The organism is Curtobacterium sp. AC268 (assembly GCF_979258745.1).
The window spans coordinates 2,939,616-2,966,238 of the sequence record NZ_OZ409878.1; the positions used below are offsets into that span (position 1 = coordinate 2,939,616).

28 protein-coding genes, 1 tRNA gene and 1 pseudogene are annotated in these 26,623 nt (G+C 71.5%); 13 read left to right on the forward strand and 17 right to left on the reverse strand.

Annotated elements, in window-relative coordinates; all coding sequences use genetic code 11:
* Nucleotides 1-9 precede the first annotated feature (9 nt).
* Entirely contained in the window at nucleotides 10-1,167 is a 1,158-nt protein-coding gene (locus ACZZ9K_RS13980; RefSeq protein ID WP_027465071.1) for an inorganic phosphate transporter, read from the reverse strand.
* Nucleotides 1,168-1,272: 105 nt separating this feature from the next.
* Here ACZZ9K_RS13980 and ACZZ9K_RS13985 point away from each other — a divergent pair, with 105 nt between their 5' ends.
* The 3 genes from ACZZ9K_RS13985 to ACZZ9K_RS13995 all read left to right on the forward strand — a co-directional run bounded on the left by ACZZ9K_RS13985 (nucleotide 1,273) and on the right by ACZZ9K_RS13995 (nucleotide 3,819).
* Nucleotides 1,273-2,142: an alpha/beta hydrolase gene (locus tag ACZZ9K_RS13985; protein ID WP_111024938.1), complete on the forward strand. Its 870-nt coding sequence runs from the start codon at nucleotides 1,273-1,275 to the stop codon at nucleotides 2,140-2,142.
* 131 nt (nucleotides 2,143-2,273) lie between these two features.
* On the forward strand, nucleotides 2,274-3,323 hold the full coding sequence (locus ACZZ9K_RS13990) for a lipoate--protein ligase family protein (protein ID WP_463444370.1): 1,050 nt from the start codon (nucleotides 2,274-2,276) through the stop codon (nucleotides 3,321-3,323).
* Between the two features lie 166 nt (nucleotides 3,324-3,489).
* A complete protein-coding gene (locus tag ACZZ9K_RS13995) occupies nucleotides 3,490-3,819 on the forward strand; it encodes a hypothetical protein (protein ID WP_051596634.1) in 330 nt (109 codons plus the stop codon).
* Between the two features lie 37 nt (nucleotides 3,820-3,856).
* Here ACZZ9K_RS13995 and ACZZ9K_RS14000 read toward each other — a convergent pair whose 3' ends face one another.
* Entirely contained in the window at nucleotides 3,857-4,147 is a 291-nt protein-coding gene (locus ACZZ9K_RS14000; protein WP_027465074.1) for a GNAT family N-acetyltransferase, read from the reverse strand.
* 104 nt (nucleotides 4,148-4,251) lie between these two features.
* On the opposite strand from ACZZ9K_RS14000, the gene ACZZ9K_RS14005 reads away from it, so the two are divergent.
* Nucleotides 4,252-5,142, forward strand: a complete 891-nt coding sequence (locus ACZZ9K_RS14005) for a DNA-methyltransferase (protein ID WP_463444371.1) — start codon at nucleotides 4,252-4,254, stop codon at nucleotides 5,140-5,142.
* Nucleotides 5,143-5,213: 71 nt separating this feature from the next.
* The gene (locus tag ACZZ9K_RS14010) at nucleotides 5,214-5,720 is read left to right on the forward strand and encodes a hypothetical protein (RefSeq protein ID WP_463444372.1); all 507 of its coding nucleotides are present in this window, start codon (nucleotides 5,214-5,216) and stop codon (nucleotides 5,718-5,720) included.
* A gap of 154 nt (nucleotides 5,721-5,874) precedes the next feature.
* On the opposite strand, the gene ACZZ9K_RS14015 is transcribed toward ACZZ9K_RS14010, so the two are convergent.
* The 11 genes from ACZZ9K_RS14015 to ACZZ9K_RS14065 form a co-directional block, all read right to left on the reverse strand.
* On the reverse strand, nucleotides 5,875-8,337 hold the full coding sequence (locus tag ACZZ9K_RS14015) for an MDR family MFS transporter (RefSeq protein ID WP_463444373.1): 2,463 nt from the start codon (nucleotides 8,335-8,337) through the stop codon (nucleotides 5,875-5,877).
* A gap of 224 nt (nucleotides 8,338-8,561) precedes the next feature.
* Nucleotides 8,562-10,181 carry a phosphoglucomutase (alpha-D-glucose-1,6-bisphosphate-dependent) gene (gene pgm, locus ACZZ9K_RS14020; protein WP_071406014.1) on the reverse strand — a complete coding sequence of 540 codons (1,620 nt, stop codon included), beginning with the start codon at nucleotides 10,179-10,181 and terminating at the stop codon, nucleotides 8,562-8,564.
* A gap of 145 nt (nucleotides 10,182-10,326) precedes the next feature.
* Nucleotides 10,327-10,572 (reverse strand): hypothetical protein, encoded by a 246-nt coding sequence (locus ACZZ9K_RS14025; protein ID WP_463444374.1) that lies wholly within the window; start codon nucleotides 10,570-10,572, stop codon nucleotides 10,327-10,329.
* 126 nt (nucleotides 10,573-10,698) lie between these two features.
* Entirely contained in the window at nucleotides 10,699-11,295 is a 597-nt protein-coding gene (locus ACZZ9K_RS14030) for a response regulator transcription factor (protein WP_232750437.1), read from the reverse strand.
* A complete protein-coding gene (locus tag ACZZ9K_RS14035) occupies nucleotides 11,292-12,461 on the reverse strand; it encodes a sensor histidine kinase (RefSeq protein WP_463444375.1) in 1,170 nt (389 codons plus the stop codon). The genes ACZZ9K_RS14030 and ACZZ9K_RS14035 overlap by 4 nt, the downstream gene beginning before the upstream one ends.
* Nucleotides 12,458-13,405, reverse strand: a complete 948-nt coding sequence (locus ACZZ9K_RS14040) for an alpha/beta hydrolase (protein ID WP_463444376.1) — start codon at nucleotides 13,403-13,405, stop codon at nucleotides 12,458-12,460. The genes ACZZ9K_RS14035 and ACZZ9K_RS14040 overlap by 4 nt, the downstream gene beginning before the upstream one ends.
* A 137-nt stretch (nucleotides 13,406-13,542) precedes the next feature.
* On the reverse strand, nucleotides 13,543-14,205 hold the full coding sequence (locus ACZZ9K_RS14045) for a class I SAM-dependent methyltransferase (RefSeq protein WP_463444377.1): 663 nt from the start codon (nucleotides 14,203-14,205) through the stop codon (nucleotides 13,543-13,545).
* Nucleotides 14,202-14,861 carry a TIGR04282 family arsenosugar biosynthesis glycosyltransferase gene (locus tag ACZZ9K_RS14050; protein WP_176708227.1) on the reverse strand — a complete coding sequence of 220 codons (660 nt, stop codon included), beginning with the start codon at nucleotides 14,859-14,861 and terminating at the stop codon, nucleotides 14,202-14,204. The genes ACZZ9K_RS14045 and ACZZ9K_RS14050 overlap by 4 nt, the downstream gene beginning before the upstream one ends.
* Nucleotides 14,858-15,607: a glycosyltransferase family 2 protein gene (locus ACZZ9K_RS14055; RefSeq protein ID WP_027465082.1), complete on the reverse strand. Its 750-nt coding sequence runs from the start codon at nucleotides 15,605-15,607 to the stop codon at nucleotides 14,858-14,860. The genes ACZZ9K_RS14050 and ACZZ9K_RS14055 overlap by 4 nt, the downstream gene beginning before the upstream one ends.
* A gap of 281 nt (nucleotides 15,608-15,888) precedes the next feature.
* Nucleotides 15,889-16,959 (reverse strand): NAD-dependent epimerase/dehydratase family protein, encoded by a 1,071-nt coding sequence (locus tag ACZZ9K_RS14060; RefSeq protein ID WP_412161545.1) that lies wholly within the window; start codon nucleotides 16,957-16,959, stop codon nucleotides 15,889-15,891.
* On the reverse strand, nucleotides 16,956-17,891 hold the full coding sequence (locus ACZZ9K_RS14065; protein WP_463444378.1) for an MTAP family purine nucleoside phosphorylase: 936 nt from the start codon (nucleotides 17,889-17,891) through the stop codon (nucleotides 16,956-16,958). The genes ACZZ9K_RS14060 and ACZZ9K_RS14065 overlap by 4 nt, the downstream gene beginning before the upstream one ends.
* 106 nt (nucleotides 17,892-17,997) lie before the next feature.
* Here ACZZ9K_RS14065 and ACZZ9K_RS14070 point away from each other — a divergent pair, with 106 nt between their 5' ends.
* From ACZZ9K_RS14070 to ACZZ9K_RS14100, 7 genes and pseudogenes are all read left to right on the forward strand, one after another.
* On the forward strand, nucleotides 17,998-19,230 hold the full coding sequence (locus ACZZ9K_RS14070; RefSeq protein ID WP_463444379.1) for a molybdopterin molybdotransferase MoeA: 1,233 nt from the start codon (nucleotides 17,998-18,000) through the stop codon (nucleotides 19,228-19,230).
* Nucleotides 19,227-19,715 (forward strand): cyclic pyranopterin monophosphate synthase MoaC, encoded by a 489-nt coding sequence (gene moaC, locus ACZZ9K_RS14075; RefSeq protein WP_463444380.1) that lies wholly within the window; start codon nucleotides 19,227-19,229, stop codon nucleotides 19,713-19,715. Before ACZZ9K_RS14070 ends, moaC begins: the two co-directional genes overlap by 4 nt.
* The gene (locus ACZZ9K_RS14080) at nucleotides 19,712-20,224 is read left to right on the forward strand and encodes a MogA/MoaB family molybdenum cofactor biosynthesis protein (protein WP_138802625.1); all 513 of its coding nucleotides are present in this window, start codon (nucleotides 19,712-19,714) and stop codon (nucleotides 20,222-20,224) included. Before moaC ends, ACZZ9K_RS14080 begins: the two co-directional genes overlap by 4 nt.
* Complete coding sequence (locus ACZZ9K_RS14085) at nucleotides 20,221-20,661, forward strand: molybdenum cofactor biosynthesis protein MoaE (protein ID WP_266062958.1); 441 nt, start codon at nucleotides 20,221-20,223, stop codon at nucleotides 20,659-20,661. Before ACZZ9K_RS14080 ends, ACZZ9K_RS14085 begins: the two co-directional genes overlap by 4 nt.
* 85 nt (nucleotides 20,662-20,746) lie before the next feature.
* Nucleotides 20,747-21,145: a PLDc N-terminal domain-containing protein gene (locus tag ACZZ9K_RS14090; RefSeq protein ID WP_051596635.1), complete on the forward strand. Its 399-nt coding sequence runs from the start codon at nucleotides 20,747-20,749 to the stop codon at nucleotides 21,143-21,145.
* Nucleotides 21,146-21,479: 334 nt separating this feature from the next.
* Nucleotides 21,480-21,846: pseudogene (locus ACZZ9K_RS14095) on the forward strand (ATP-binding cassette domain-containing protein); the annotation flags it as partial.
* A gap of 23 nt (nucleotides 21,847-21,869) precedes the next feature.
* Nucleotides 21,870-23,225: an ABC-F family ATP-binding cassette domain-containing protein gene (locus ACZZ9K_RS14100; protein ID WP_463444759.1), complete on the forward strand. Its 1,356-nt coding sequence runs from the start codon at nucleotides 21,870-21,872 to the stop codon at nucleotides 23,223-23,225.
* 6 nt (nucleotides 23,226-23,231) lie between these two features.
* Here the strand turns inward: ACZZ9K_RS14100 and ACZZ9K_RS14105 are convergent, their stop codons facing one another.
* Nucleotides 23,232-23,708, reverse strand: coding sequence for a VOC family protein (locus ACZZ9K_RS14105; protein WP_463444381.1), 477 nt, complete (start codon nucleotides 23,706-23,708; stop codon nucleotides 23,232-23,234).
* Between the two features lie 47 nt (nucleotides 23,709-23,755).
* A complete protein-coding gene (locus ACZZ9K_RS14110; protein ID WP_027465090.1) occupies nucleotides 23,756-24,250 on the reverse strand; it encodes a MarR family winged helix-turn-helix transcriptional regulator in 495 nt (164 codons plus the stop codon).
* A gap of 79 nt (nucleotides 24,251-24,329) precedes the next feature.
* Here ACZZ9K_RS14110 and ACZZ9K_RS14115 point away from each other — a divergent pair.
* Nucleotides 24,330-24,401 (forward strand) — tRNA-Gln (locus ACZZ9K_RS14115).
* Between the two features lie 256 nt (nucleotides 24,402-24,657).
* On the opposite strand, the gene ACZZ9K_RS14120 is transcribed toward ACZZ9K_RS14115, so the two are convergent.
* On the reverse strand, nucleotides 24,658-25,029 hold the full coding sequence (locus tag ACZZ9K_RS14120) for a hypothetical protein (RefSeq protein ID WP_463444382.1): 372 nt from the start codon (nucleotides 25,027-25,029) through the stop codon (nucleotides 24,658-24,660).
* 100 nt (nucleotides 25,030-25,129) lie between these two features.
* Nucleotides 25,130-26,596: an SDR family oxidoreductase gene (locus ACZZ9K_RS14125; protein ID WP_017886157.1), complete on the reverse strand. Its 1,467-nt coding sequence runs from the start codon at nucleotides 26,594-26,596 to the stop codon at nucleotides 25,130-25,132.
* Nucleotides 26,597-26,623: the final 27 nt, after the last annotated feature.

Here is a 26,623-nt window from a genome sequence, read left to right on the forward strand (position 1 = left end):
TCGTTCCCCTCAGTTCGTCGCGCCGGTCGGCTGCGGCTCGGCCTGCTCGGCAGGCCCGGACTCGGTGGTGATGTCCTCGTGCGAGATCGGCTTGCGCTTGGCGAGGACGTAGAAAGTGAGCCCGCCGGCCAGGGCGAGGACCGCGACGAGCACCAGCCCGAAGGCCGAGGTCGACGCGAGCCAGGTCGCGAGCGCCCCGACCACCGCAGCGGCGGGCAGCGTGATCACCCACGCGACGACGATGCGGCCGACGACCGACCAGTGCACGTCGGCGAGCTTCTTGCCGAGCCCCGAACCGACGACCGCGCCACTCGTCACGTGGGTCGTCGAGAGCGCGAAGCCCAGGTGCGACGAGATGAGGATCGTCGCGGCGGAGCTCGTCTCGGCGGCGAAGCCCTGCGGCGACTGCACGTCGGAGATCTTCTTGCCGACGGTCTGCATGATCCGCCAGCCGCCCATGTAGGTGCCGAGGCCGATCGCGAGCCCACACGCCAGGATCACCCAGAGCGCCGGACCGGTGCCGGCAGCCTGGTAGTTCGCGGCGATGAGGGTCAGCGTGATGACGCCCATCGTCTTCTGCGCGTCGTTCGTGCCGTGTGCGAGCGACACCAGCGACGCCGAGATCGTCTGCCCGTGCCGGAACCCCGTCGCCGCACCGTGCGTCGTCGCGTTCTTCGTGAGCACGTACGCCAGGTACGTCGCGACCAGGGCGATCACCCCGGCGATGACCGGGGAGAGCAGCGCCGGCAGCACGACCTTCGACACCACCGTCGCCCAGCTGATCGAGTTCAGACCGGCCCCGATGATCGAGGCGCCGATGAGCCCGCCGAAGAGCGCGTGCGTGGAGGACGACGGCAGCCCGAGGTACCAGGTCGCCAGGTTCCAGAGCACCGCGCCGACGAGCCCCGCGAAGATCATCGTGGGGGAGATGTGGATGCCGTCCTGCCCCTCACGGATGATGCCCTGCGAGACGGTCTTGGCGACCTCGGTGGACAGGAACGCGCCGACCACGTTGAGCACGGCGGAGATGAGCACGGCGGTCCGGGGCTTGAGTGCTCCCGTGGCGACCGACGTGGCCATGGCGTTCGCGGTGTCGTGGAAGCCGTTCGTGAAGTCGAACACGAGGGCCACGACGATCACCAGCGTGACGATGACGATGACGTCCATGCGCAGGACGCTAGGCCCGCCCGGAACCCCCTGCGTGAACGCCGGGTGAACAGGTCCGGGATGGAGCGCGTCTGCGAGGATGGCAGTGTCTGAAAGGATGCGAGTGTGCCCACCTTCTCCGCCGCTCGCGGCGACGCCTCGTTCACCGACGCCCACGGCGTCGAGATCGTCTACTCGACCTGGCGTGCGGCGCGGCCGAAGGGTGTCGTGCAGATCGCGCACGGGGTCGGGGAGCACGGGCTCCGGTACGAACCGCTCGCGCAGGACCTGGTGCGTGCCGGCTACACCGTGCACGCGAACGACCACCGCGGGCACGGACGCACCGGCTTGACCCAGTGGGACGGCGACCACGCCAAGCTCGGGCGGCTCGGCCCCGGCGGGCTGCGCGCGGCGATCGCCGCGGTGGAGCAGATGAGCGCGGTCGCGCGGGCCGACGAACCCGGGCTGCCGCTCGTGCTGCTCGGGCACTCGTGGGGGTCGCTCATGGCGCAGCGGATCGTGAACACCTCGTCGGACCGCTACGACGGCGTCGTCCTGTCCGCGAGTGCCTACCGGCTGCCCGGCTGGATGAACAGCGGCGACCTCAACGCACGGCACGCGGGGTCGGGTCCCACCAAGTACGAGTGGCTCACCCGCGACCGCACGATCATCGACGCGATGGCGGTCGACCCCCTGGCGGTCGAGGCCGACGTCATCGGGCTGTTCGGGCTCGCCGACACCCTCCGGCTGCTCGGTGTGCCGCGGCGGGGGATCCCGCACGACCTGCCGATGCTGCTGCAGGTCGGCTCCGACGACACCCTCGGGGGTCCGCGCTCGATCGAGCGTCTGGCGCAGGCGTACCGCCGACGCGGCCGGCTGTCCGACGTGACCGTGCAGGTGTACGAGGGCGCACGCCACGAGGTCTACAACGAGACGAACCGCGCAGAGGTCATCGGCGACCTGGTCGCGTGGCTCGACCGGGTGACGGCGCGCTGACGGCGCTCGCCGCGTCCTGCGACGCGACCGGTGACGGACGGGAGGCCCGTGGCGACGCCGCCACGGGCCTCCAGTCCGTCACCGGGCCGGCCCACTGCCGGGCAGTCGGCCGTCCGGAATAGGGTTGCGGCATGCACGGTGAGTACAAGGTCCCCGGAGGCAAGCTGGTCGTCGTCGACCTCGAGGTCGTCGACGGCACGATCCAGCAGTTCCGCCTGGCGGGTGACTTCTTCCTGGAACCCGACGACGCGCTGCCGCTCATCGACGCGGCCGTGAACGGGCTCCCCGCCACCACCGACGCCGCGGGCATCGCCGCAGCCGTGCGGGCGGCCCTGCCGACCGATGCGGTGCTGCTCGGCTTCACGCCCGAGTCCGTCGGCGTCGCGGTGCGCCGCGCGCTGTCGCGGGCCTCGACCTGGCGCGACCACGACTGGCAGATCGTGCACGAGGGGCCGATCAGCCCGAACGAGCACCTCGCGCTCGACCAGGTGCTGACCGAAGAGGTCGGTGCAGGCCGTCGCGGTCCCACGCTGCGCATCTGGGAGTGGGACCAGCCAGCCGTCGTGATCGGCTCGTTCCAGTCGCTCAAGAACGAGGTCGACCCCGCCGGCGCCGAGAAGTACGGCGTGCAGGTGGTCCGACGGATCTCCGGCGGCGGCGCGATGTTCATGGATGCCGGTGCCGTGATCTCGTACTCCCTCTACGTGCCGTCCGACCTGGTGCAGGGCATGACCTTCGCCGACTCGTACGCGTTCCTCGACGAATGGGTGATCGAGGCGCTCAAGTCGCTCGGCATCGAGGCGTACTACCAGCCGCTCAACGACATCACCTCGACCAAGGGCAAGATCGGCGGGGCCGCCCAGAAGCGCCTCGGCACCGGTTCGCTGCTGCACCACGCCACCATGAGCTACGACATGGACGGCGAGAAGATGGTGCAGGTGCTGCGCATCGGGCGCGAGAAGATGAGCGACAAGGGCACCACCAGCGCCGCGAAGCGCGTGGACCCGCTCCGCTCGCAGACGGGGCTGTCCCGCGCCGAGATCATCGAGTGGCTGATCGGCACCTTCACCCGCCTGTACGGGGCGACCGAGGGGCACGTGACCGAGGCCGAGCGCGAGCGGGCACAGGAGCTGGTGCGGACGAAGTTCGCGACGAAGGAGTGGCTCGAGCGGGTGCCGTGAGCCCCGATCCCGATCGACGGTGGCGCGACGGCCGGAGCTGAGGGGGGACGTCCCGGCCGCCGCTTCCTCGAGTGTGCGCCTCGACCTCATGAACCAGACGTGTGGATGATGAGAATCCCCCGCGCGGCTGATCCGCTCGCCGCGCGGCCCACGTAGCGTCGCTGCCGTGAACTGGTTGATCTTCCTGGGGGCGGTGGCCGCCGTGGCCGTCGTGGTGTGGATCGCCGATCGCATGGGGTGGATCGACCTGTCGAACAAGTCCCAGCGGAGCGGTGGATCCGGAGGCATGGTCGGGATGCTGGACGAGGTGTTCGCACCGACCCGGCACGAGACGCAAGCCGAGTACGAACGGCAGGCGCGCCTGCCGAAACAGGCCCCGTCCCCGGCGGACGACGACCACGACCTGCTCAGTGGCAGCGTGCTCATCCGGGTGCCGACGGTGCGGAGCGCCGGCCGGCACGAGGCCCGCGTGGGGACGCACGACCGCTCGTACTGAGCGGACGGGCGCCGCGCTCGTCTGTGCGTCGCCCGCGTCAGCGGGTCGTGAGCTCCTGGTAGTCCGGGTGCCGCTCGATCCACGCGTGCACGTAGCTGCACTGCGCGACGACCCGGCGTGACGAACTCGCACGGACGTCGTCGAGCGCGTGCTGCACCAGGATCGACGCGTGCCCACCACCGCGGTGCTCGGGATCGACCTCGGTGTGCACGAAGCGGATCTCGTCGCCGTCGATCTCGTACGCCGCGAGGCCGATGACCTCGCCGTCCTCGATCAGGGAGTACTGCTGCTTGTCGGTGTCGTTGCGGACCTCGGGTGCTGCTGCCATGCACTCGACCGTACGCCGGGGCCCGGGGTGCGGTGCGTGCTCGTGCGGTGCGGTGCGGTGCGGTGCGCGTCGAGCGTGCTCGCTCGGTGCGCGACAATGGGTCCGTGCGCAGGGGAGACGACCGAGGCCCGGACCGCGTCGTCCTCGGCGACGCCCTCGACGTGGTCCCCGCCTACCCGGACGGGTCCTTCACGCTGGTGTACCTCGACCCGCCGTTCAACACCGGCCGGTACCAGCGCCGGCACGCGACGTCCGCCGTGCCGAAGGCCGACGGTCCCGTGATGGGGTTCCACGGCCGGACCTACGAGCGGGTGCGCGGCGACCTGATGCGCTTCGACGACCGGTTCGAGGACTACTGGTCGTTCCTCGAACCCCGACTCATCGAGGCCTGGCGGCTGCTCGCCGCCGACGGCACGCTGTACCTGCACCTCGACTACCGCGAGTCGCACTACGCCAAGGTGCTGCTCGACGCGCTGTTCGGCCGTGAGTCGTTCCTGAACGAGATCGTCTGGGCCTACGACTTCGGTGCCAAGTCCAAGACGCGCTGGCCCACGAAACACGACACGATCCTGGTCTACGTGAAGGACCCGTCGCGGTACTGGTTCGACTCCGAGGCCGTCGACCGCGAGCCGTACATGGCGCCGGGGCTCGTCACCCCCGAGAAGCGCGAGCGCGGCAAGCTGCCCACCGACGTCTGGTGGCACACGATCGTCTCGCCGACCGGCCGCGAGAAGACCGGCTACCCCACGCAGAAGCCCGAGGGGGTGCTGCGGCGGATCGTGCAGGCGTCCTCGCGCGAGGGGGACTGGGTGCTCGACTTCTTCGCGGGCAGTGGGACCACGGGCGCCGTGGCACAGGCGTTGGGGCGGCGGTACGTGCTGGTGGACGACAACCCGGCGGCGATCGACGTGATGCGGAAGCGGTTGCCGGGTGCGTCGTTCGAGGTGGCCGGAGGACCGGCGGCAGCGGCGGGGGGCGCGGCGCCGGCGGTCTGAGGCGCGGCACCGAGAACGGCAACGGCTCCCTCGACCCGACGACCTGAAGACCCGACGGAGAACCGACACCGATGACCGACCTGAAGCAGTGGATCGCAGTCACCGTGACCGCGATCGCGATCGTCGGCACGACTGCCGGCTGTTCTGGAGGACAGACGGAGAACCGACCGACCCAGGAGCCGGCCGATGCGGAGCGCAGCATCCAGCAGCTCGTCGACGACACGACCGATGCGCTCGGCGGGACGTGGACGGTCCAGGAAGGACCGCGGCTCGGCACGTGCGAGGACGAGCGCGGCGTCGGCGAGGGTGTGAACTACACGTACATCAAGTCCCGCGCTGATCGCGGCGACGTCGAGCAGGGGATCCGGACGCTCGAGAAGCTGTGGGGCGAGCGCGGACTCGACACGAAGCGGTTCTCCGATGCCGACGCGTCCTCCAGCGGCGTCGACGGCAGCGGGGACGGCGTGGCGAACATCGGGTTCCAATCCTCCGACCTCGGTGGGGGCGACACGGTCAGTGGTACCTCGGCGTGCGCTGCCGGGGACTACGTCGAGATGCGCGAGCGAGAGCGCTCGTAGTCTCCGCACGGGATCGACGATGTCGATGTCGCACGACGTCGACGGTGTCGCTCTCGCGCGGCCGCAACAGTTGCACGCGCGCCGATGCGACGAGGTCGCTGTCGTGCGACAGCGACCTCGTCGTTCGGCATCAGCGAGCGAGCGCCCGCGCCGACTACTCCGCGGAGTGCCGCCCGTGCGCGTGCGCGTCGTCAGCGTCCGGCCGGGAGGCGCGGCTCGCCTCCGCCGCATCGGCTCCGGCCCCGTGGGCGTTCGGCTCCACGACCGGGGCGGCGTGGGCAGCCCGGGTCCGGATGGCACCGGTCGTCGTCGGGGGCTCGTCGACCGGCGCAGCCGCCGAGTGCGCACCGTGCGTCGTGGCGTTCGGCAGCGGCGCGCGGGTGTCGTCGACCCCGTTCGGCAGCACCGAGACGTCCGACGCCCCGGCGGCCCGGGCAGACCGAGGCTGCACGTCCGGCGACCTCGGAACGTCGGGCGAGGTCGGGACTCCGGCGGAGGACGACGACCCCGTCGGCACCGGACCGGCCCCAGGTGCGGCGGCGGCAGCGGCTGCAGTGGCGCTCCCGTCCGACCCCGCGCCGGCAGCCGTGCGCGCGGCATCGGCCTGCTCCTGCAGCGCCGAGGTCTTGCGGAGCGGCGGCACCCGGAAGAACCACGTCAGCACGAACGCGAGCAGGATCACCGCGAGGCCGACGTAGTAGACGCGGACGGCCGAGTCGCTGAACCCGACCAGGAACGGACGGCTGAGCCGGGGGTCCGCCCCGTTCAGGAACGACGTGTCGCTCGTCGCCGAGTCGGTGGACGAGCTCGCGGCCGAGTCGCCGCTCTTGAGCTGCTTGATGAGCGTCGGGGCGACCTGGTCGACGACGTTCTCCCGCTGCCCCTTGTCGGAGTAGTCGATCTGCAGCGTGCCGTCGACGACCGAGGCGTTCGCCTTCGTGGCCGCCGTCTCGAGCGCCTGCTGCTCGGCTGCGGGCTTGGCGTCGTCGACCTGCTGGGTGATGATCGTGTCCGCTGCGGCGGCCGGGACGGTCCCCGCGGCGACCTGCTGCTGCACCGCTGCCGTCACCTGCTTGGTCACGGCGGCGTCGGCGGCCTGCTTCGCCTGCGCGGTGCCCTGGTCGAGTCCGTCCTGCACCTTCTTCTGCACCGGGTCGACGATCTTCGTCCAGATCTCGTCCATCACGCCCTGGTTCTTCGACGCGTTGGCGACCGAGGGCGTCATCGCGGCGTTGAGCGCGCTCTTCAGGTCGGACTCGTTCTGCATCGCGGCGCTGATGTTCGTCGGCATCAGGGTGAACAGCACGGAGAGCAGGACAGCGGTGCCCATCGTGCCGCCGATCTGGCGGAAGAACGTCGCGGCGCTCGTGGCGACACCGATGTCCCGCGGTGACACCGAGTTCTGCGCGGCGAGGGTCAGCGTCTGCATGAGCTGTCCGAGTCCGAGGCCGATGCCGAACATGCCGAGCATCAGGAACCACAGGGGTCGGTCGGCGGTCAGGAACGTCAGGACCGTGAAGCCGATCGCCGTGAACGCCGTTCCGGTGATCGGGAAGACCTGGTAGTTGCCGGTGCGGGAGATGATCTGGCCGGAGGCGATCGACGAGATCATCAGGCCGAGCACCATCGGCAGCATGGCGAACCCGGACTCGGTCGGGGTCACGCCCTTGACGATCTGCAGGTAGAGCGGGATCGTCAGCATCGCACCGAACATGCCGAAGCCGACGAGCACCGACAGGATCGCGGACATCGAGAACACCCGCGATCCGAAGAGCTTCATCGGCAGGATCGCGTCGTCGCCCATGGCTCGCTCGACGATGATGAACGCGATCAGCCCGAGGGCGCCGATGGCGTAGCAGGCGAAGGCGGCGGGGGAGTCCCAGCCCCACTCGCGGCCCTGCTCGGCGATGAGCAGCAGCGGCACGAGCGTGACGATGACGAGCGTCGCGCCCCACCAGTCGATGCGGGGCTTGCCCCGGTCACCGAACTTCGGCAGGTGCAGGAACGTCAGCACCATGAACAGGGCGATGATGCCGATCGGCACGTTGATCAGGAACACCCAGCGCCAGCCGGCGATGAACAGCAGCTGGTCCGCGCCGGCGAAGACGCCGCCGACGAGCGGCCCGATGACGGACGAGATGCCGAAGACCGCCAGGAAGTAGCCCTGGTACTTCGCCCGCTCGCGTGGGGCGAGCATGTCGCCCATGATCGCCAGCGGCAGGGACATCAGACCACCGGCACCCAGGCCCTGCAGCGCGCGGAACCCGGCGAGCATGAGCATCGAGTCGGAGAACGACGCCGCGAACGAACCGACGATGAAGATGCCGATCGCGGTGATGAAGAGCGGCCGGCGACCGAAGATGTCGGAGAGCTTGCCGTAGATCGGGGTCGTCACCGTCGACGCGATGAGGTACCCGGTCGTGACCCAGGCCTGCTGGTCGAGTCCGTGCAGGTCGTCACCGATGGTGCGGATCGCGGTGCCGACGATCGTCTGGTCGAGGGCACCGAGGAACATGCCGGCCATCAGGCCGTAGATCACCAACAGGATCTGTCGGTGGTTCATCACGACGTTGGACGCCGTGGTGGGGGCCGCGGGGGCGGTCGCCGTCTGGGTCATGAGCAGGGTCTCCCGGGGTACCGATGCGCTGGCAGAACGATTTTTGCGCTGCCTGCAAAGTTACAACTGCCGCAAGTGCTCGGTCGCACCGGAGACGGCTTCCTGAGTGGATCGGCAGTCACGGTACGCCCAGTGGGCCCCGGTGGCACACGGCCTGGAGGCCCGGCTCGGTTCCGGCGGACGGGCTGCGGTGTCCGAGACCCGCAGCCCGTCCGACGAGGGCGCTACGCGCCCAGGGCTGCGTCGACGATCTCCTTGGCCTCGCGCTGCACCTGCTCGAGGTGCTCCTGCCCGACGAAGCTCTCCGCGTAGATCTTGTAGACGTCCTCGGTACCCGACGGGCGCGCGGCGAACCACGCCTTGTCGGTGACGACCTTCACGCCGCCGACGGCTGCGTCGTTGCCCGGGGCCTTCGACAGCTTCGCGGTGATCGGGTCGCCGGCCAGGGTGTCCGCGGTGATGGCGTCGCCGTCGAGCTTGCCGAGGCGGGCCTTCTGCTCCTTCGAGGCCGCGGCGTCGACGCGCTGGTAGACCGGGGCACCGAAGCGTTCGGTCAGCTCGGCGTAGAGCTGCGACGGGGTCTTGCCGGTGACGGCGACGATCTCGGACGCCAGGAGCGCCAGGATGATGCCGTCCTTGTCGGTGGTCCACGCGGTGCCGTCGGTGCGCAGGAACGACGCACCCGCGGATTCCTCGCCGCCGAACGCCACCGAGCCGTCGATCAGGCCGGGGACGAACCACTTGAAGCCGACCGGGACCTCCCACAGGCGACGGCCCAGGGACTCGGCGACGCGGTCGATGATGCTCGACGACACCAGGGTCTTGCCGATCGCGGCGTCGTCGCGCCACTCGGGCCGGTGCGCGTAGAGGTACTCGATCGCGACCGCGAGGTAGTGGTTCGGGTTCATCAGCCCGCCGTCGGGCGTGACGATGCCGTGCCGGTCGGAGTCGGCGTCGTTGCCGGTGAGCACGTCGAAGTCGTCCTTGCGGGCGAGCACCGAGGCCATCGCCGAGGGGCTCGACGGGTCCATCCGGATCTTGCCGTCCCAGTCGAGCGTCATGAACGCCCACGTGGGGTCGACCTCGGGGTTCACGACGGTCAGGTCGAGGCCGTAGTGGTCGCGGATGGCGTTCCAGTACGGCAGCGAGGCGCCACCGAGCGGGTCGGCGCCGATCTTCACGCCGGCACGCTTGATCGCGGCGATGTCGATGATGTTCTCGAGGTCGGCGACGTACGTGTTCAGGAAGTCGTAGCGCTCGGGCTCGGCGTCCTCGGTGCGCTGCACCTCAGCGTTGCCGCCCTCGATGATCGCGTTCGCGCGGTTCGCGATCCAGCTCGTGGCGTCGCTGTCGGCGGGACCGCCGTGCGGCGGGTTGTACTTGAAGCCGCCGTCGCGGGGCGGGTTGTGGCTCGGCGTGATGACGATGCCGTCGGCCGTGTCCGGGTTGCCGGCGCGGTTGTAGCGGATGATCGCGTGGCTCAGCGCGGGCGTCGGCACGAAGCCGTCCTCGCTGTCGGCGAGCACGCGCACGCCGTTGGCGGCGAGCACCTGCAGAGCGGTCTGCTCGGCGGGGGCCGAGAGCGCGTGGGTGTCGCGGCCGATGAAGAGCGGCCCGTCGGTGCCCTGGTCGCGGCGGTACTCCACGATCGCCTGCGTGATGGCGGCGATGTGGGTGTCGTTGAAGGCGGTGTCGAGCGATGACCCGCGGTGTCCGGACGTGCCGAACACGACCTTCTGCTCGGGGACCGAGACGTCGGGCACTCGGTCGTGGTAGGCGGCGAGGAGCTCGTCGAGGTCGACGAGGTCGTCTGCGGTCGCTGGGGTGCCGGCGCGGTCGTTCATGCGTCCATCCTGGCATCGGCCGCCCTGGCGCGTTCGGGGGAAGTGCACCGGAGGCCGGGGGAACGCGAGCGAGCGGCCGCCCCACCCGGGTCGAGGGGGGACACCCGGGGCGGACGACCGCTCGCGGTCTGTGGAGGCAGGTGCCTCAGGCGGTGCGGAACGAACCCGTCGCCGTGCGGAACGAGCCGGTCAGGGTGCGCGTCGAGGACGTCGCGGTGCCGGGACGGCGGAACTGCGTGTCGACGAAGCGGCCGAGTGCTCGGCCGATGCCGGTGCCGGTGTAGCTGCTGACCGGGCTGCGGACCGCGTCGCCGGCGAAGGCGCCGAGCTCGGCGCGGGTCTCGAGGCCGGTCACGTAGGCGCCGCCCAGGGGGTTCTGACGGTTCTGCATGGGTGCTCCTCGTCGTCGTGCCGAGGTCCGCGGGTCACCGAGCCGGCGACCGCGACGCCGTCGGCTGGATGACCACCACTCTACGCACTTGTCTTGCATCATGCAAAACAAGAGTGCGTTCTGCGGTCAGATCCACCCTCGGTCCCAGGCCACGGCAGCGGCTGCGACACGGTTGTCGACGTGCAGTTTCGCGATCGCCGACGACAGGTGGTTCCGGACCGTGCCGTGTGCGAGCGAGAGCTCCCGGGCGATCTGCTTCGTCGCGAGCCCGTCGCGGGTGCAGCGCAGGACGTCGGCCTCCCGCGGGGTGAGCGGGCTCTCGTCCTCGGTGAGCGCAGCCGCCGCGAGACCGGCGTCGATGTACCGCTCGCCTGCCGCCACGTCGCGGATGATCTCGGCCAGCCGCGCCGCCGGTGTGGACTTCGGGACGAAGCCTCGGACACCGGCGGCCAGCGCACGTCGGAGGGTGCCGGGCCGCGCGTGGCGGGTGACGATCACCGTGGGCATCGCGTCCGACAGTGCGCGGGCGGCCTCGATGCCGTCGAGGACGGGCATCTCGAGGTCGAGCAGGACGACGTCCGGCCGATGCGTCCGGGCCGCGGCCACGGCTCCTGCCCCGTCGGCGACGTCGGCGACGACCTCGAGGTCGGTTTCCAGGCCGAGCAGTGCGACGAGTGCTCCACGGATGAGTTCCTCGTCGTCGGCGATGACGATCCTGATCACGGGCGCACCGCCGTTCGTGCGGGAACCGGGATGCGCACGAGGAGGATGAAACGGTCCTCGCTCCGGTCGGCGTCGACCGTCCCGCCGTTCGGCGCGACGCGCTGTCGGAGTCCGTCGATGCCGGTGCCGGCGCCGGTGCCGGGACGCTCGGACGGCCGCGGCGCGTCGTTCCACACCGTCAGTCGCCAGGCGTCGCCGTCCCGCAGCAGCTCGATCGACGCGGTGGTCGCGCGACTGTGCCGGATGGTGTTCGTCGCGGCCTCGCGGATGGCGACGGCGAACAGGGCGCCGACCGGGTCGGGCATGCCGGCGGTCTCGATGCGCACCGTGCAGTCGATCCCCGCCGATCGGAGGACGGCGGCGGCGTTCCGGACCTCGACCGCCACGGTGACCGTGCGGTAGCCGCCGACGAGCGCCCGGGTGTCCTCGAGCGCAGCCTGGGCCACCATGCGGATGTCCGACAGCTCCGCTCGGGCGCGCTCGGGGTCGCCGGGAAGCAGCCGTTCGGCGAGCTCGCTCTTCAGTGCGATGACCTGCAGGTGATGGCCCTGGATGTCGTGCAGATCGGTGGCGAACCGGAGTCGTTCCTCGGTGACAGCGAGGTCGGATGCGGTGCGACGAGCGGCTTCGAGCCGGAGCACGACGCGGTGGATCCAGACGACGCTGAGCGGCATCAGGGCGAAGAGCGCGAGGGTCCCGACCAGGACCAGTTCGGCGGGCTCGGCGCGGGCGTCGGCCGCCGCGACGAGCAGCACGACGGTGCCGGCGAGCACGGTGACCCGCGCCCACCCGCGCAGCAGGCAGCCGATCGTGCCGCCCGCGATCGCCAGGGTGAACGACCACGCGGAGCCGGTCGCCGACGGGACGAGCGCGACCACCCACGTGGCGGCCGCGAGCACCAGCAGGGCGAGCACGGCCGGGTGGCGTGCCGACGCCTCGCCGGCGGGGCGGAGCAGCAGCGGGATCGATGCGAGCGCCGCCACCGTCGCGGCGGCGGTGAGCACGACGAGTACGGGGGTTCGTGCCGTCGTCGGGCCGTCGGTCCCGATGAGCACCTGCACGCCGCCGCCCACCAGCACCACGAGCCAGAGCGACGCGACCGAGGACCAGCGGACCACCCGGACGTCGGCGTCGGCGCGGGGCTGTTCCTGCCCGGGGTGCGTCACGCGCCCAGGGTAGCGAGGGTCGCGTCGGTGTCCCTGGCGATCCGTTCGGACAGCGTGTGGTGCAGGTAGTGGTCGCCGACCAGCCCGATCACCCGTCCGTGGTCCACGCTCGCGGCCTGGCGCTCGTGCAACCGGACCCAGTTCGGCACGTCGTTGTCGTTCGTCCGCACGAACAACAGCACCGGCAGGTCCGCGGGGAACCGCGAGTCCTCGACGGACCGGAAGTTCTCCGGCGCGTGCCGCATCTCGTCGATGATCGTCGGGGCGGCACCGTTCTTCGCCGAGAGCAGCTGCATCTGGCGCCTCGTCGCGTCGTCGTAGGCATCGCCGTACGTGTCCGAGGACGCTCCACCGAGAACGCGCAGCAGACCGAGTCGGTCGAGGGCGACGATCGCGCCGGTCGGGATCGGCTCGTCCCAGCTCGACTGTCGCGGCACACTGCTGTCGATGCCGACGAAGGCGGTCACCTCGTCGCGGTACGCCTTCGTGTAGGGCAGGGCGTAGATGCCCGCGACCGAGTGGCCCATCAACACGTACCGGTCGACGTGCAGGTGCTGCAGGGCCTCGTGGACCTCGCGGGTGATGTTCGCGGCGGTCCGCGGGACGTCGGTCTGGTCGCTCAGCCCGGTGCCGAACGGTTCGACGGCGACGACCCGTTGCGTCCGGGCGAGCTGGTCGATGAGCGGCCCGAAGTCGAGCCCGGGAGCGGCGGTGCCGAGGCCCGGCAGGAGCACGATCGTCCCGGTGTCGGAGTTGCCGGTGCCGCGGACGACGACGTTCATCCGCTTGCCGTCCACGGGCACGCGCTCGCCGTAGTCGTCGATCTCGGACGCTTCGACGTGGGTCGCGACGACGTTGACGACCGTCGTCGTCGCCAGGGCGAGGACCGGGACCGCAACCAGTGCGCCGAGGGTGATCAGGGTGATGCGCAGGGACTTCCGCACGGTGCTCGTCTCGATCGGGCCGCGCGGGGTCCGCGCGGCGGGTCCGATCAGTCAAACGGCGTGGGGCGCGGAGCGGATGTGCCCCGGTGTCACGATCGACCGTGACGGATGTCACGGTCGATCGTGCCGCGGCCCGGTCAGGCGAGCAGCTCGCAGAAGTTCCGGCCCTCGGCCGTCCAGCTCTGCCGCGGGACCATCCCGGCGTCCGCTGCGTGCCGGTGCAGGGCGTCGAGGCCGACCTCGGCCCAGGGGAACCCGGCGCTCTCGTTGCCGTCGGCGTCCACCACCCGCGCGGTGTACACGCGGTCAGCCGCGGCTTCCGGGTTCGTCTCGACGATGACCCGGCCGCCGGTGCGCACGATCTCGCGGCAGCGGGCGAGCAGGGCCGTCGGGTCGCCACCGATGCCGATGTTGCCGTCGATCACCAGCGCGGTGTCCCAGTGGCCCTCGTCGGGCACCGCGTCGAACACGGAGCCCTGCAGGGCGGTGCCGCCGGAGCGCTGGGCGATGGCCACGGCCTCGGCGGAGACGTCCACGCCGAGCGCCGGGATGCCCCGGGACCGTGCGGCGACGAGCATCCTGCCCGGACCACAGCCGATGTCGATGACCCCGCCGTCGACGTCGTCGAGGAGCGAGCGGTCGACGCGGTCGGCGGCGGCGCTCCAGCGGCCGACGTCCATCGTGGTGACGGCGTCGGGACGGTCGGCGTCGGTCAGGCGCAGGTGGCCGTCGGTCCGCAGGGCACGGGCGTACGGTTCGCCGCCGCCGGCACCGAACGAGACGGGTGCGTGCATGGTCATCGGGTGCTCCCCACGGTCTCGGCACGGAGTGCCCGGGTGAAGTCGGAGTCGGGAGCGAGGTCGGCGACCCGCTCGGCGTCCGGGATCGTGTCGACGTCGAGCAGCTCCCCGAGCACGCCCACGTCGAGTCCGGCATCGGTCAGGCGTGCGAGCTGCACGGCTCCGGTGTCGTCGCGCGACATCGGGACGCCGCGCAGCAGGTCGCCGGTGGGCTGTCGCAGGTACAGCGACCAGAAGCCGCCGTCCTCGGCCGGGCCGAACCAGGCGTCGCGGGCGGCGTCCTCGAACACCGGGGCGAGGTCCGCGGTGGACACCTGCGGAGTGTCCATGCCGACGAGCAGCAGCGGACCGTCGACGGCGTCGAACAGGAACCCGAGGCGCTCGTCCAGACCGCCACCGGGCTGGTGCAGCACCTCGAACCCGTCGGCCGCGGCGGGCACGACGTCGCCGTCGAAGAACAGGACCCGGCGGGCCGCGGGCAGTGCGCGGACGGTGGCCAGGGTGTCGGCGAGGCTCGCGGACGCGACGCGTGCTGCACCCTCGGGGGAGAGCGCCGGCGTCAGCCGGGTCTTCACCTTGCCGGGCAGGCACTCCTTCGCCACGACGGCGACGGTGACGTCGGCGCGCGCAGCGTCGCTGGCGTGGGTGGCGGTCACGAGCGGGCCTCCTCGACCACGGGGGTGGACTCCGCCGCCTGGCGGAGCGGCCCCGGCGCGACGACCCGGACACGGGCCTCCCGGCGGTACGCACGGAGCAGACGGGACATGTCCCGCACCGCGTTGATCGTGCCGCGGAGCGTGCCGGTGACCTTGCTGTCGCCGATGCGCTGCGCGTACCCGATGTCGGACTCGTCGACGCGCCAGCCGGCGGCGTGCGCGGCCAGGACCATCTCGAGCGGGTAGCCGCTGCGGCGGTCGCGCAGGTCGAGGGAGACGAGGTCCTCGCGACGCATCACACGCATCGGGCCGAGGTCGCGCAGTCGGTAGCCGGTCGCGCGGTGCATGAGGACGGCGAGGACGCGGTTCGCGAAGCGCGCGTGCGGGGCCCACGCACCGCGGCCGGTCGGGACGCGACGGCCGAGTGCCAGGTCGACGCGGCCACTGGCCACACGGTCGACCAGGGGCGGGAGCTCGGCCGGGTCCATCGAGGCGTCGGCGTCGCAGAACGCGACGAAGTCGGCGGTCGCCGCGGCGACCCCGGCGGCACACGCCGAACCGAACCCCTTGACGGGTTCCGTCACCACGAGGGCACCGTGGGCGCGGGCGACGTCGGCCGATCCGTCGGTCGATCCGTTGTCGACGACGATGGCCCGGTAGCCCGTGGGGAGGCGCGCGATGACCTTCGGCAGGGCGTCCGCCTCGTCGAGGCACGGCAGGATCACGTCGACAGTCATGTCCGTCATTCGGTGCGGTCGGTCGGATCGACGGGTCTGTCCTGGCATGCACTCGACACAACACGACGACGCGCTGCGGGGTACAGGAAACTGCCGGGTCCTGGTCGTTCAGCGCGCTCGATCCGCGTCCGGTCCCCAGAACGGGGGACAGGGTGCGCGGGTATCGGGCGTTCCGGGGGCGGGGACTGCGGACGGGAGGCACGGGGCGGGGCCGTCACGGGCCTCCCGTCCGGTGGCTGGTCGCGCTCTCAGGCACGGCCAGCGGTGCGCCGCTCGCGCACGCGTTCCGGCTAGCGGACGGCGCTGCGGAGCGGTGCCGTCGCGAAGTCGCGCATCCCGGCCTCGAAGTCGACCTCGGCGTGCCAGCCGAGCTCGGCGGCGATGCGTGCCGAACTCGCGGTGACGTGGCGGACGTCGCCCAGGCGGTACTCGCCCGTGACGACCGGCTGCGGGCCGTCGGGTCCGGCGATCGCGGCGGCCATGTCCCCGATGGTGTGCACGGTGCCGGAGCCGACGTTGTACGCGCGGAACGTGTCCGACGGCAGGTCGGCGGTCGCCGCGATCGAGGCGGCGTTCGCGCCGGCGACGTCGTCGACGTGCACGAAGTCGCGTCGCTGGGCGCCGTCCTCGAAGACGCGGGGTGCCTCGCCGCGGGCCAGGGCCGAGCGGAACAGGGACGCGACACCGGCGTAGGGGGTGTTCGCCGGCATCCCCGGTCCGTAGACGTTGTGGTACCGGAGCGCGATCGCGCGGCCGCCCGTGGCACGGGCCCAACTCGAGGCGAGGTGCTCCTGCGCGACCTTCGTCTGCGCGTACACGTTGCGGGGGTCGAGCGCGGCGGACTCGTCGATCAGGCCGGGCAGCAGGGGCTGACCGTCGGGGCCGATGGGGTCGAAGCGGCCGGCGTCGAGGTCCTCGCGGCGGCGGGCCGGCGGACGGGTGGGTTCGCCGGAGGCGGTGGTGTACGCGCCCTCGCCGTAGACGACCATCGAGCTGGCGACGACGAGCCGGCCGATGTCGTGCCGGTCCATGCCGGCGAGGACGTGGGCGGTGCCGGCGTCGTTCGACGAGACGTAGTCGGGGGCGTCCTGGAAGTCCACGCCGAGGCCGACCTTGGCGGCCTGGTGGCACACGACGTCGATGCCGTCGAGGGCGGCGTCGAGGGCGACCCGGTCGCGGACGTCGCCGTGCACGAACGCGATGCCCTGCTGCTGGTGGGCGTGGATGACCTCGGCGGGGTCGCCGTGCACGTCGTCGCGCAGGGAGTCGAGGACGCGGACCTCGTGGCCGTCGGCCAGGGCGCGGCGGACGATCGCGGAGCCGATGAAGCCGGCACCGCCGGTGACGAGGAGGCGGCTCATGCGGTGGGGCCCGTGGTGACGGTGGCGGCGGGCTGGGCCTGCGTGGCGGTGGGGCCCGCGGGCTGGGCCTGCATGATGCTGGCGCTCGCGCTGCTCGGGACGAGTTCGCGCGGGGTGAAGTCGGCGGGGATCGCGGCGACGATCTGGCCGATGGCGCGGACGATGACCTCGTTGGCGCGGGCGAGGCGTTCCATGACGAGGGCGTGGGTGACGACGGCGCCGGCGTCGTCGACGTCGGGGCCGCTGGCTGCGGCTGCGGCGGCGGCCTCGTCCTCGGTCGGGGCCAGGCCGGCGTCGGCGTCGGTGACGAACGACAGGTTCACGGTGGCGATGCCGAGCTCGGCGGCCAGGGGGACCTCGGGCGTCATCGTCATGTTGATCGTGTGGCCGCCGGCCTGCCGGAGCCAGACGGACTCGGCGCGGGTGGAGAACCGGGGACCCTGGATGACGACGCAGGTGCCGGTCGGACGGAACGGCACGTCGAGGCCGCCGACGGCCTCGATCGCCGCGCGGCGGAGCGTCGGGTCGAACGGGTCGGCGAAGGACAGGTGCTGCACGTCGTCCTCGAAGAACGTGTCGGCGCGGCCCCAGGTGCGGTCGATGAGCTGGTCCGTCACGACGAAGGTGCCCGGGGCGTAGTCGGGGTGCAGGCCGCCCACGGCACTCGAGGACACGATCGCGCGGACGCCGAGCGAACGGAGCGCCCAGACGTTCGCACGGTGGTTGATGCGGTGCGGGGCGACGGAGTGCTCACGGCCGTGGCGGGTCAGGAACGCGACCCGTCGTCCGGCCATCGTGCCGATGCTGATCGGGCTCGACGTCGGGCCGAACGGGGTCGGGACGTCGAGCTCGTCGGCGGTGCCCTCCTCGAACAGCTGGTAGAGGCCGGAGCCTCCGATGACACCGATCGTCACGGCTTCGTCGTTCTCCACAGGTCCTCCGGTTGGTCGTCGGCGCGGGCTGCGCGCTGGATACGCTACTGACGGCGCCACCGGGCGAACCGGGAACGGCGCCACCAACCCCTGTTCGGAGGCACCTGTGCGAACGATCGGTCAGCACCGCGACGACCTGGCGGCGTTGCTCGCGCCGGTGGTGGCGGGCCTCGGAGCAGAAGAACTGCCGATCAACGAACTCGTCGGCGCGGGGTTCGGGGCCGGGTTCGCACACCGCGTGCTCGCGGCCGCCGTCCTGTCGCCCGTTCCGCTGCCGCCGTTCGACAACAGCCAGATGGACGGGTTCGCGGTGCGGGTCACCGAGGCCGGGCAGCAGGTCCGGGTCGTCGAACCGATCCCCGCCGGCGTGGTGCCCGAACCGCTCGAGCCCGGCACGGCCGCGCCGATCATGACCGGTGCACGGATCCCGACCGGTGCCGACGCGGTGTTCCCGGTCGAGGCGACCGAGCCCGGAGCGTTCCCGGCGGCGCTCGAGCTGCCCCGGGTGACGGCGCCCGCTGACCTGACCGCCGGCACGTTCGTGCGGGTCACCGGCAGCGACCTGCCCGCCGGTGCCGAGCTCGCTCCGGCCGGAGCCCCGGTGACGCCCGCCTTGCTCGGTGCGCTCGCCTCGGCCGGGGTGGCCACCGTGCTCGTACGCCGACCACTGCGGGTCCTCGTCGTCTCGACCGGCTCGGAGCTGCAGGGCGCCGACACGGACGCGGCGACCATCGGCGACGCGAACGGCATCGCGCTCCGGGCCGCCCTTGCTCAGGTCGGTGCGGACTCGCGGGCCGTCCGGGTGCCTGACGACGTCGCTGCCTTCGACCGGGCGCTCGATGCAGCCGTGGGGGACTGGGCTGACCTCGTGCTGACCACCGGGGGCATCAGCGCCGGGGCGTACGAGGTCGTGCGACAGGCGCTCGAACCACGCGGGCTCGCGGTGACGCCGGTCGCGATGCAACCCGGTGGGCCGCAGGCGTTCGGCAGCGTCGTGTTCGGAGACGGTCGCGCCGTACCGGTCGTGTCCTTCCCCGGCAACCCGGTGTCGGCGCTCGTCTCGTTCGAGGTGTTCCTGCGCCCGCTGCTCGCCGCCGCCGTCGGACTCGTGCCGGACCGCCCCACGCAGGTCCTGCCGGCGGCGTCCGCTGCCGGCTCACCCGTCGGCAAGCACCAGGTCCGTCGCGGCCGGGTGCAGGACGGGGCCGTGCACTTCGTCGGTGGGCCGAGTTCGCACCTGCTCGTGCACTACGCCGCGGCCACCCACCTGGTGCACGTCCCCGTGGGGGTCGACACCGTCGAGGTCGGCGACCCCCTGACCGTCTGGAGCCTCCGATGACTGACCCGTCCGCCTCCGACCAGCTGTCGCACGTCCGTGCCGACGGCAGCGCGCACATGGTCGACGTCTCCGCGAAGGACGTCACCGACCGGTCGGCCACCGCCACCGCCACCGTGGTCACCCGTCCCGACGTCGTCGCACGCATCCTCGACGGCTCGCTGCCCAAGGGCGAGGTCGTCGGCACCGCCCGGATCGCCGCGATCATGGCGGTGAAGAAGACCTCCGACCTGATCCCGCTGTGCCACCCGCTGCCGATCGCCGGCGTGCAGGTCGACATCACCGGCTCCGACGACCGCGTGCTGATCGAGGTGTCGGTCCGCACGACGTCGCGCACCGGCGTCGAGATGGAAGCCCTGACCGGGGCGGGCGTCGCCGCCCTGACGGTGTACGACATGGTGAAGGCCGTCGACCGAGCGGCCGTGATCACGGACGTGCGCGTGCTCGAGAAGCACGGCGGGCGCTCCGGGGACTGGAGCAACCGATGACCGCCGAGCCGACCAGGGGCCGGGCCGCCGTCGTCGTGGTGTCCACGCAGGCCGCCGCCGACCCCGCACTCGACCGCACCGGACCCGTCATCGCCGACTGGCTGCGCGACCGCGGGTTCACGACGAGCGACCCGATCATCGTCCCCGACGGCGGCGCGATCACCGAGACCGTCACCGCCGAACTCCTGGCCGACGCACGTGTCGTCATCACCACCGGCGGCACCGGGGTCACCCCGACCGACCGGACCCCCGAGGCCGTGGCGGGGCTGATCGACCTCGAACTGCCCGGCATCACCGAGGAGATCCGTCGACGCGGACTCGGGGGCGCCGGCCCGACTGCGCTGCTCACCCGCGGCGTCGCCGGGGTCACGAACGCCGGCTGCCTGCTCGTCACCCTGCCCGGGTCGCGCGGCGGGGTGTCCGACGGGCTCGCCGTGCTCGACGGTGTGCTCGACCACGTGGTCGCCCAGGTGCACGGCGAGGGCCACGCCCCGCGGAGCGCCTCGTGAGCACCCCCGAGTCCGCCGCACGGGTCGTGCTCGCCGACGTCGTCGACCGCGACATCAGCGTCGACGAGGTCGCAGCCGTGGTGGCCACCGAGCAGGACGGCGCCGTGGTGACCTTCGCCGGCATCGTCCGAGACCACGACGGTGGCAAGGGCGTCACCGCGCTCGACTACGAGCGGCACCCCAGCGCCGGCGAGGTCATCACCGAGGTCGCCCGGACCATCGCCGAGGACCACCCCGACGTCCGGATCGCCGTGCTGCACCGCGTCGGGGCGCTCGGCATCGGTGACGTCGCGCTCGCCGCAGCGGTGTCGTCGTCGCACCGGGCGCAGGCGTTCGCCGCGTGCGGTGCCCTGGTCGACCTGGTGAAGGAGCGCGTGCCGATCTGGAAGCACCAGCGGTTCACCGACGGGACGGACGAGTGGGTCGCGGCGCTCTGATCGGCCCCGACCCTGTGCACCTTCGCAACCGGGACGCTCGTTCGGGGCATGGTGAGACTCCAAGCGGATCCATAGAATCGCGAACATGAGCGTCTTGCTGCCCGGGATCACCGTCATCCTGCTGGTCTTCGCCCTGATCGACATCCTGACGAAGACGGATGACCAGATCCGCGGCCTGCCGAAGATCGCGTGGGTGATCCTCGTGATCCTGGTCCCCGTCGTCGGCAGCATCGTCTGGTTCGCCATCGGCCACGACTGGGCTCCGGGCGAACGGAACCACGGTCGCTACATCGAGCCGACCCGCCACGAGGACCGGTACGCCACCCTCGGCGACGCCCGCAGTGCCCACGGCGCCAAGCGCGTCACCGGTACCGAGCAGGAGCTCGCCGAGCTCGAGCGCGAGATCGAGTACTGGGAGGCGCAGGCCCGCCTGAAGCGTGCCAAGGAGGCCGCGGGCGAAGGCGACGCCGCTCCCGCGAGCTGACCCGGGCCTCCAGGCCGTCGCACCGACGAGCGGAGCGCCGCCTCGCCGACGCACCGTGCGCGGTCTGTCGGCTGGTGCGAGGTTGCGCGCTCCGTGTGCCGCTACAGGCTCGCACCGAGCCGGCAACCCCGCACCACTCGAACAAGCGCGCGCCGTGCGCCCAGAGCCATCCGCCCACCCGAACCACCCGCCCCGCACCCACCACCCCGCCGCGCCACCTACCCTTGACGCGTGGCACATCTCCCTCGGCGCCGAGAACCTGCATCTCGAGTTCCCCACCAAGGTCGTCTTCGACAACGTCACCCTCGGCATCGACGAGGGTGACCGGATCGGCGTGGTCGGCCGGAACGGCGACGGCAAGTCGACCCTCCTCGCACTGCTGTCCCAGCGCCTCGAGCCGGACGGCGGCCGCGTCACGCACCGCCGCGGGTTGACCATCGGCTACCTGGACCAGCGCGACATCCTGCCCGAGGGCGCGACCGTCGGCAGCACCGTCGTCGGCGACCTCGAGGAGCACGAGTGGGCCGGTGACCCGAAGATCCGCGACATCATCGGCGGTCTGGTCTCGGACATCCCGTGGGACGTCAGCGTCGACGAGTTGTCCGGTGGGCAGCGTCGCCGTGTGGCACTCGCGCGGCTGCTGGTCGGCGACTGGGACGTCCTGTTCCTGGACGAGCCGACCAACCACCTGGACGTCGAGGGCATCGAGTGGCTCGCCGGGCACATCAACCGCCGCTGGTCGTCGCACCAGGGCGGCATGGTCGTCGTGACGCACGACCGGTGGTTCCTCGACGCCGTGTCGACCGACACGTGGGAGGTCCACGACGGCGTCGTCGACCCCTTCGAAGGTGGCTACGCCGCGTACATCCTGCAGCGCGTGGAGCGTGACCGGCAGGCCGCCACGATCGAGCAGCGCCGCCAGAACCTGGCCCGCAAGGAGCTCGCGTGGCTCCGCCGCGGTGCCCCGGCCCGCACGAGCAAGCCGAAGTTCCGCATCGACGCGGCGAACGCCCTGATCGACGACGTCCCGCCGATCCGCGACACCGTCGCGCTGTCCCGGACGGCGACCGCGCGCCTCGGCAAGGACGTCGTCGACCTGCTCGACGTGAGCGTCTCGTTCGACGGCACGCAGATCCTCGACCGCATCGAGTGGCGCATCGCTCCGGGGGAGCGGACCGGCATCCTCGGCCCGAACGGCGCCGGCAAGTCCACGCTGCTCAACCTGGTCTCCGGCCGGCTGCAGCCGACGAGCGGGCGGGTGAAGACCGGCAAGACGGTGCAGGTCGCGGTGCTCGACCAGCAGCTCGCCGACCTGCAGCAGTTCGCCGACGACCGCGTGCGCGAAGTGGTGGCCCGCAAGAAGACGAGCTACGTCGCCGACGGCAAGGAGATGACGCCGTCGCAGCTGCTCGAGCGGCTCGGCTTCACCTCGGAGCAGCTCTCCACGCCGGTCAAGGACCTGTCCGGTGGGCAGAAGCGGCGCCTGCAGCTCATGCTCATCCTGCTCGACGAGCCGAACGTGCTCATCCTCGACGAGCCCACCAACGACCTCGACACCGACATGCTCGCCGCCATGGAGGACCTGCTCGACACCTGGCCCGGCACCCTGCTGGTCGTCAGCCACGACCGGTACCTGCTCGAGCGCGTCACCGACCAGCAGTACGCCGTGCTCGGCGGGCACCTGCGCCACCTGCCCGGCGGCGTCGACGAGTACATGCGGCTGCGCGAGGCCGGTACCGGTGGCGGGACCGCCTCTGCGGCTGCCGCCGCGTCTGCCGGGAGGCCCGACACCGTCGGCGGGACCGGCTCGGCCGGCGCCGCGGCTGGGTCCACGGCCGCTGGTGCGTCGGCCCTGTCGGGAGCGGACCGGCGGACGGCCGAGAAGGAGATGGCGGCGCTCGACCGCAAGATCGCGAAGGTCGGCGCGGACCGCAAGAAGCTGCTCGACCAGTTCGCGACGCACGACCAGTCCGACTACGCCGGACTCGGCGAACTGCAGGCGAAGCTCGGTGCGCTCGAGGCCGAGGTCGAGCAGCTCGAGGAGCGCTGGCTCGAGGTCGCTGAGCTGCTCGGGGTCTGAGGCGGTCTACTCGACGGACGCGGGGTCGACCTCGTCCTGGTCTGCATCCGTCGGCTTGGCCTCCTCGGGGGCTCCGCCGCCGGGGTTCGCCACAACCTCCCACAGGTGCCCGTCCGGATCCTGGAAGAAGCCGGACCACATGCCCCACGGGCGTGTGTACGGCGGTTCGGGCATCGTGGCGCCCGCTACCTGTGCTCGCTCGAGGAAGGCCTCGGCCTCGGCCTGGCTGCTCGTGAAGTGCCCGATCGTGCTGCTCGGTGCCGTGGCCAGCTGCACGCCGGAGTCCTTCGCCATGTCGTCACGGCCGTAGACGCTGACGATCAGCCCGTCGTCGAGGGTGAACATCGCCGTGGTGCCGCCGGCCTGCGTCTCGGTGGCGGCGTACTCGGTGCCGATGACGCCGCTGCCCTCGATGCCGAGCAGGGCGCGGTAGAACTCGGCCGATCGAGCGACGTCGGCGACGGCGAGGGTGATGGCGTGCATGCGCCGCACGCTACCCCGGGGCCGCTCGGCCCGTGTCGCGCTGTCGGTCAGTCCCCGAGGCCCAGGATGAGTCGGCGGAGCAGCCCGGCCAACTGGCCCTGCTCGTCGGCGGAGACCCCGGACAGGATGTCCCGCTCGGCGGCCAGCAGGTCCGCGATCGCCGCGTCCACCGCCACCCGGCCCTTGCCCGTCAGCGAGACGAGGATCCCGCGGCCGTCCTTCGGGTCGGTCCGTCGCCCCACGAAGCCGCGGGCAGCCAGGCGGTCCACTCGGTTCGTCATCGTGCCGCTCGACACCAGGGTCTGCTGCAGCAGGGTCTTCGGGCTCAGCTCGTAGGGCTCACCCGCCCGCCGCAGGGCCGACAGGACGTCGAACTCCCACGGTTCCATGTCGCTCGCGTCGAACGCGGTCCGCCGGGCGCGGTCCAGGTGTCGGGCGAGCCGGTCCACGCGGGACAGCACCTCGAGCGGGCCGAAGTCGAGGTCGGCACGCTCACGACCCCACGCCGCGACGATGCGATCGACCTCGTCCTCATGCGGCATCCCACCATCTTGGCCGAACCCGGAGCGGACAGCCAGCCTCGTCGGTCGTGGGAGGATGGAGGAGCACCCCTCGGTGCGTTCCGCCTTGGTGTAATGGCAGCACGACGGCCTTTGGTGCCGTTAGGTCCGGGTTCGAATCCTGGAGGCGGAGCGGGGACCGATAGGCCGATCGTCGGAATCGGTTCGGTCTATTCGTTCCGATGCGCCGCCGGACACGCGCAGACTTCCCGTGGCACCTTCAGCGCCGAGCGACTGGGGTCGGCCTGTTCAGTTCAAAGCCGGCCCGGGGTCAGGCCGCCACGGGTAGGTCCAGGGGCATGGTCGTGACCTCGATACGGATCGCTTCCTGCTTCCTGCTACCTCGTCGCGAGGTTCGCGCGACTGATGGAGCTTGCGGAGTAACTCGATCACTCGGGCGAGGAGCGCGGGCGAGCGCTCATCTCATGGGCGTGCGCGTCGGCTTCGGTCTTGTAGATCTCGCCCCATGCGATGCTCGCGGGCATGGCATGGGGACGCACGTCCGCGTCAGGCAGGCTGATCTGCACGAAGTGCGGGAAGGCGGGGAACGTCCAGAGGTCCTCGTCCTCGAACCGACTCCAGAGCAACAACTCTCCGACGCCGAGCGGGTGGCCGAGTTCCTGACCGTTCAACGGCGGATCGCAGCTCACCATCAGCGCATGGTGACCGTTCGGGAGCTCGATCGGTCGTTCCACCGTGCACCGGAAGACGGTCGAGAACCGCTTGCTGTCCATGGACGAGAGGAAGAAGACTTCCAGCATTTCGGGACTCCTGGTTGACTCCACTGACGTTGTCGACATGGATCGCTTCGTTGTCGATCCCGTGCGGAATGATGACGGAACCGACCCGGTCGGCCGCTCGTCACCACGAACTCGGCGCGTAGTCCTTCAGGAAGACACCGAACACGTCCTCACCGGCTTCGCCCCGGACGATCGGGTCGTAGACACGGGCTGCCCCGTCGACCAGGTCGAGCGGCGCGTGGAAGCCCTCTTCGGCGAGCCGGACCTTCGTGGGGTGCGGCCGTTCGTCGGTGATCCAGCCGGTGTCGACGCTCGTCATCAGGATGTTGTCCGTCTCGAACATCTCCTGCGCGCTCGTACGGGTGAGCATGTTCACGGCGGCCTTCGCCATGTTCGTGTGCGGGTGCCCCGGCCCCTTGTACGCGCGGCCGAACACCCCTTCCATGGCGCTGACGTTCACCACGTAGGTGCGGCGTCCTGTGCTCGCGGCCATCGCGGGGCGGAGCTTCGAGATGAGGATGAACGGCGCCGTGGTGTTGGCCAGCTGGACCTCGAGCATCTCGAGTGGGTCGACCTCGTCGACCTGCTGGGTCCACGAGTTCTCGTCGTGCAGGTCGGGGACCAGGCCGCCGGCGTCGATGGCGGTGCCCAGTGCGAGTCGTTCGAGCGAGCTCGATCCCGGCGCCATCGCCTGTTCGGTCAGCTCGTCGGCCCGGGCTGCGGCGGCCGCGAGGATCGGGTGCGCGGCCACCGAGCGTGCGAGCGCCAGCGGGTGCTGGTCGTTCGTGTGCCCGAAGGTCACGAGTTCGGGCAACGGTCCGTCAGGCAGCGGCGCGAGTTCCGCGTCGACCAGCGGCTGGTAGGCGCCGGTCGACCGGCGCACGGTCTGGGTGGCGTTGTTGATCAGGATGTCGAGGGGACCGGACGCGGCGACGTCCTCGGCGAGCCCGATCACCTGCGCGGGGTCGCGCAGGTCGATGCCGACGACCTTCAGACGGTCCATCCAGTCGGCGGAGTCGGGCAGGCTCGCGAACCGCCGCACCGCGTCGCGGGGGAACCGCGTGGTGATGGTGGTGTGGGCCCCGTCGCGCAGCAGCCGGAGCGCGATGTACATACCGATCTTCGCGCGGCCGCCGGTGAGCAGCGCCCGCTTGCCGGTCAGGTCCGTCCGGGCGTCGCGCTTCGCGTGGCTCATGCGAGCGCACGCCGGGCAGAGCTGGTGGTAGAACGCGTCGACGACCGTGTAGTGCTGCTTGCACATGTAGCAGGGGCGCGACTTCAGCAGCGTGCCCGCGGTCGTCGACGCGGTCGAGGCGCTGATCGGGACGCCTCGGGTCTCGTCGTCGATCCGGTCGGCGGCCCCGGTGGCGGTGGCGGCGATCACCCGGCGGTCGGCCTCGGCGATGACGCCGCGCTTCTCGAGTCGGTGCGCGCGCTTGACGGCCTTGAACATCTTCGCGGTGGCCTGGCGGACCCTGATGAAGTCCGGGTGCGTCTCGTCGATCGACGGCAGCTGCTCGAGCACCCGGAGCGCGACGGTCAGGTCGTCGGGGTCGATGCCGCTGGGTTCGGGGTGCTCGGAGCTCACACGCGATCCTACGTCGGGACCGAGCGC

What these genes read in the sequence shown, in the direction of transcription:
- ACZZ9K_RS14045 (WP_463444377.1), bottom strand. Translation starts at nt 14,205, where the DNA reads ATGACCATGCACGCACCCGTCTCGTTCGGTGCCGGCGGCGGCGAACCG.
- ACZZ9K_RS14015 (WP_463444373.1), bottom strand. Translation starts at nt 8,337, where the DNA reads ATGACCCAGACGGCGACCGCCCCCGCGGCCCCCACCACGGCGTCCAAC.
- ACZZ9K_RS13980 (WP_027465071.1), bottom strand. Translation starts at nt 1,167, where the DNA reads ATGGACGTCATCGTCATCGTCACGCTGGTGATCGTCGTGGCCCTCGTG.
- ACZZ9K_RS14080 (WP_138802625.1), top strand. Translation starts at nt 19,712, where the DNA reads ATGACCGCCGAGCCGACCAGGGGCCGGGCCGCCGTCGTCGTGGTGTCC.
- ACZZ9K_RS14000 (WP_027465074.1), bottom strand. Translation starts at nt 4,147, where the DNA reads ATGGCAGCAGCACCCGAGGTCCGCAACGACACCGACAAGCAGCAGTAC.
- ACZZ9K_RS14105 (WP_463444381.1), bottom strand. Translation starts at nt 23,708, where the DNA reads ATGCACGCCATCACCCTCGCCGTCGCCGACGTCGCTCGATCGGCCGAG.
- ACZZ9K_RS14120 (WP_463444382.1), bottom strand. Translation starts at nt 25,029, where the DNA reads ATGCTGGAAGTCTTCTTCCTCTCGTCCATGGACAGCAAGCGGTTCTCG.
- ACZZ9K_RS14110 (WP_027465090.1), bottom strand. Translation starts at nt 24,250, where the DNA reads ATGCCGCATGAGGACGAGGTCGATCGCATCGTCGCGGCGTGGGGTCGT.
- moaC (WP_463444380.1), top strand. Translation starts at nt 19,227, where the DNA reads ATGACTGACCCGTCCGCCTCCGACCAGCTGTCGCACGTCCGTGCCGAC.
- ACZZ9K_RS14055 (WP_027465082.1), bottom strand. Translation starts at nt 15,607, where the DNA reads ATGACGGACATGACTGTCGACGTGATCCTGCCGTGCCTCGACGAGGCG.
- ACZZ9K_RS14010 (WP_463444372.1), top strand. Translation starts at nt 5,214, where the DNA reads ATGACCGACCTGAAGCAGTGGATCGCAGTCACCGTGACCGCGATCGCG.
- pgm (WP_071406014.1), bottom strand. Translation starts at nt 10,181, where the DNA reads ATGAACGACCGCGCCGGCACCCCAGCGACCGCAGACGACCTCGTCGAC.
- ACZZ9K_RS13990 (WP_463444370.1), top strand. Translation starts at nt 2,274, where the DNA reads ATGCACGGTGAGTACAAGGTCCCCGGAGGCAAGCTGGTCGTCGTCGAC.
- ACZZ9K_RS14025 (WP_463444374.1), bottom strand. Translation starts at nt 10,572, where the DNA reads ATGCAGAACCGTCAGAACCCCCTGGGCGGCGCCTACGTGACCGGCCTC.
- ACZZ9K_RS14090 (WP_051596635.1), top strand. Translation starts at nt 20,747, where the DNA reads ATGAGCGTCTTGCTGCCCGGGATCACCGTCATCCTGCTGGTCTTCGCC.
- ACZZ9K_RS14060 (WP_412161545.1), bottom strand. Translation starts at nt 16,959, where the DNA reads ATGAGCCGCCTCCTCGTCACCGGCGGTGCCGGCTTCATCGGCTCCGCG.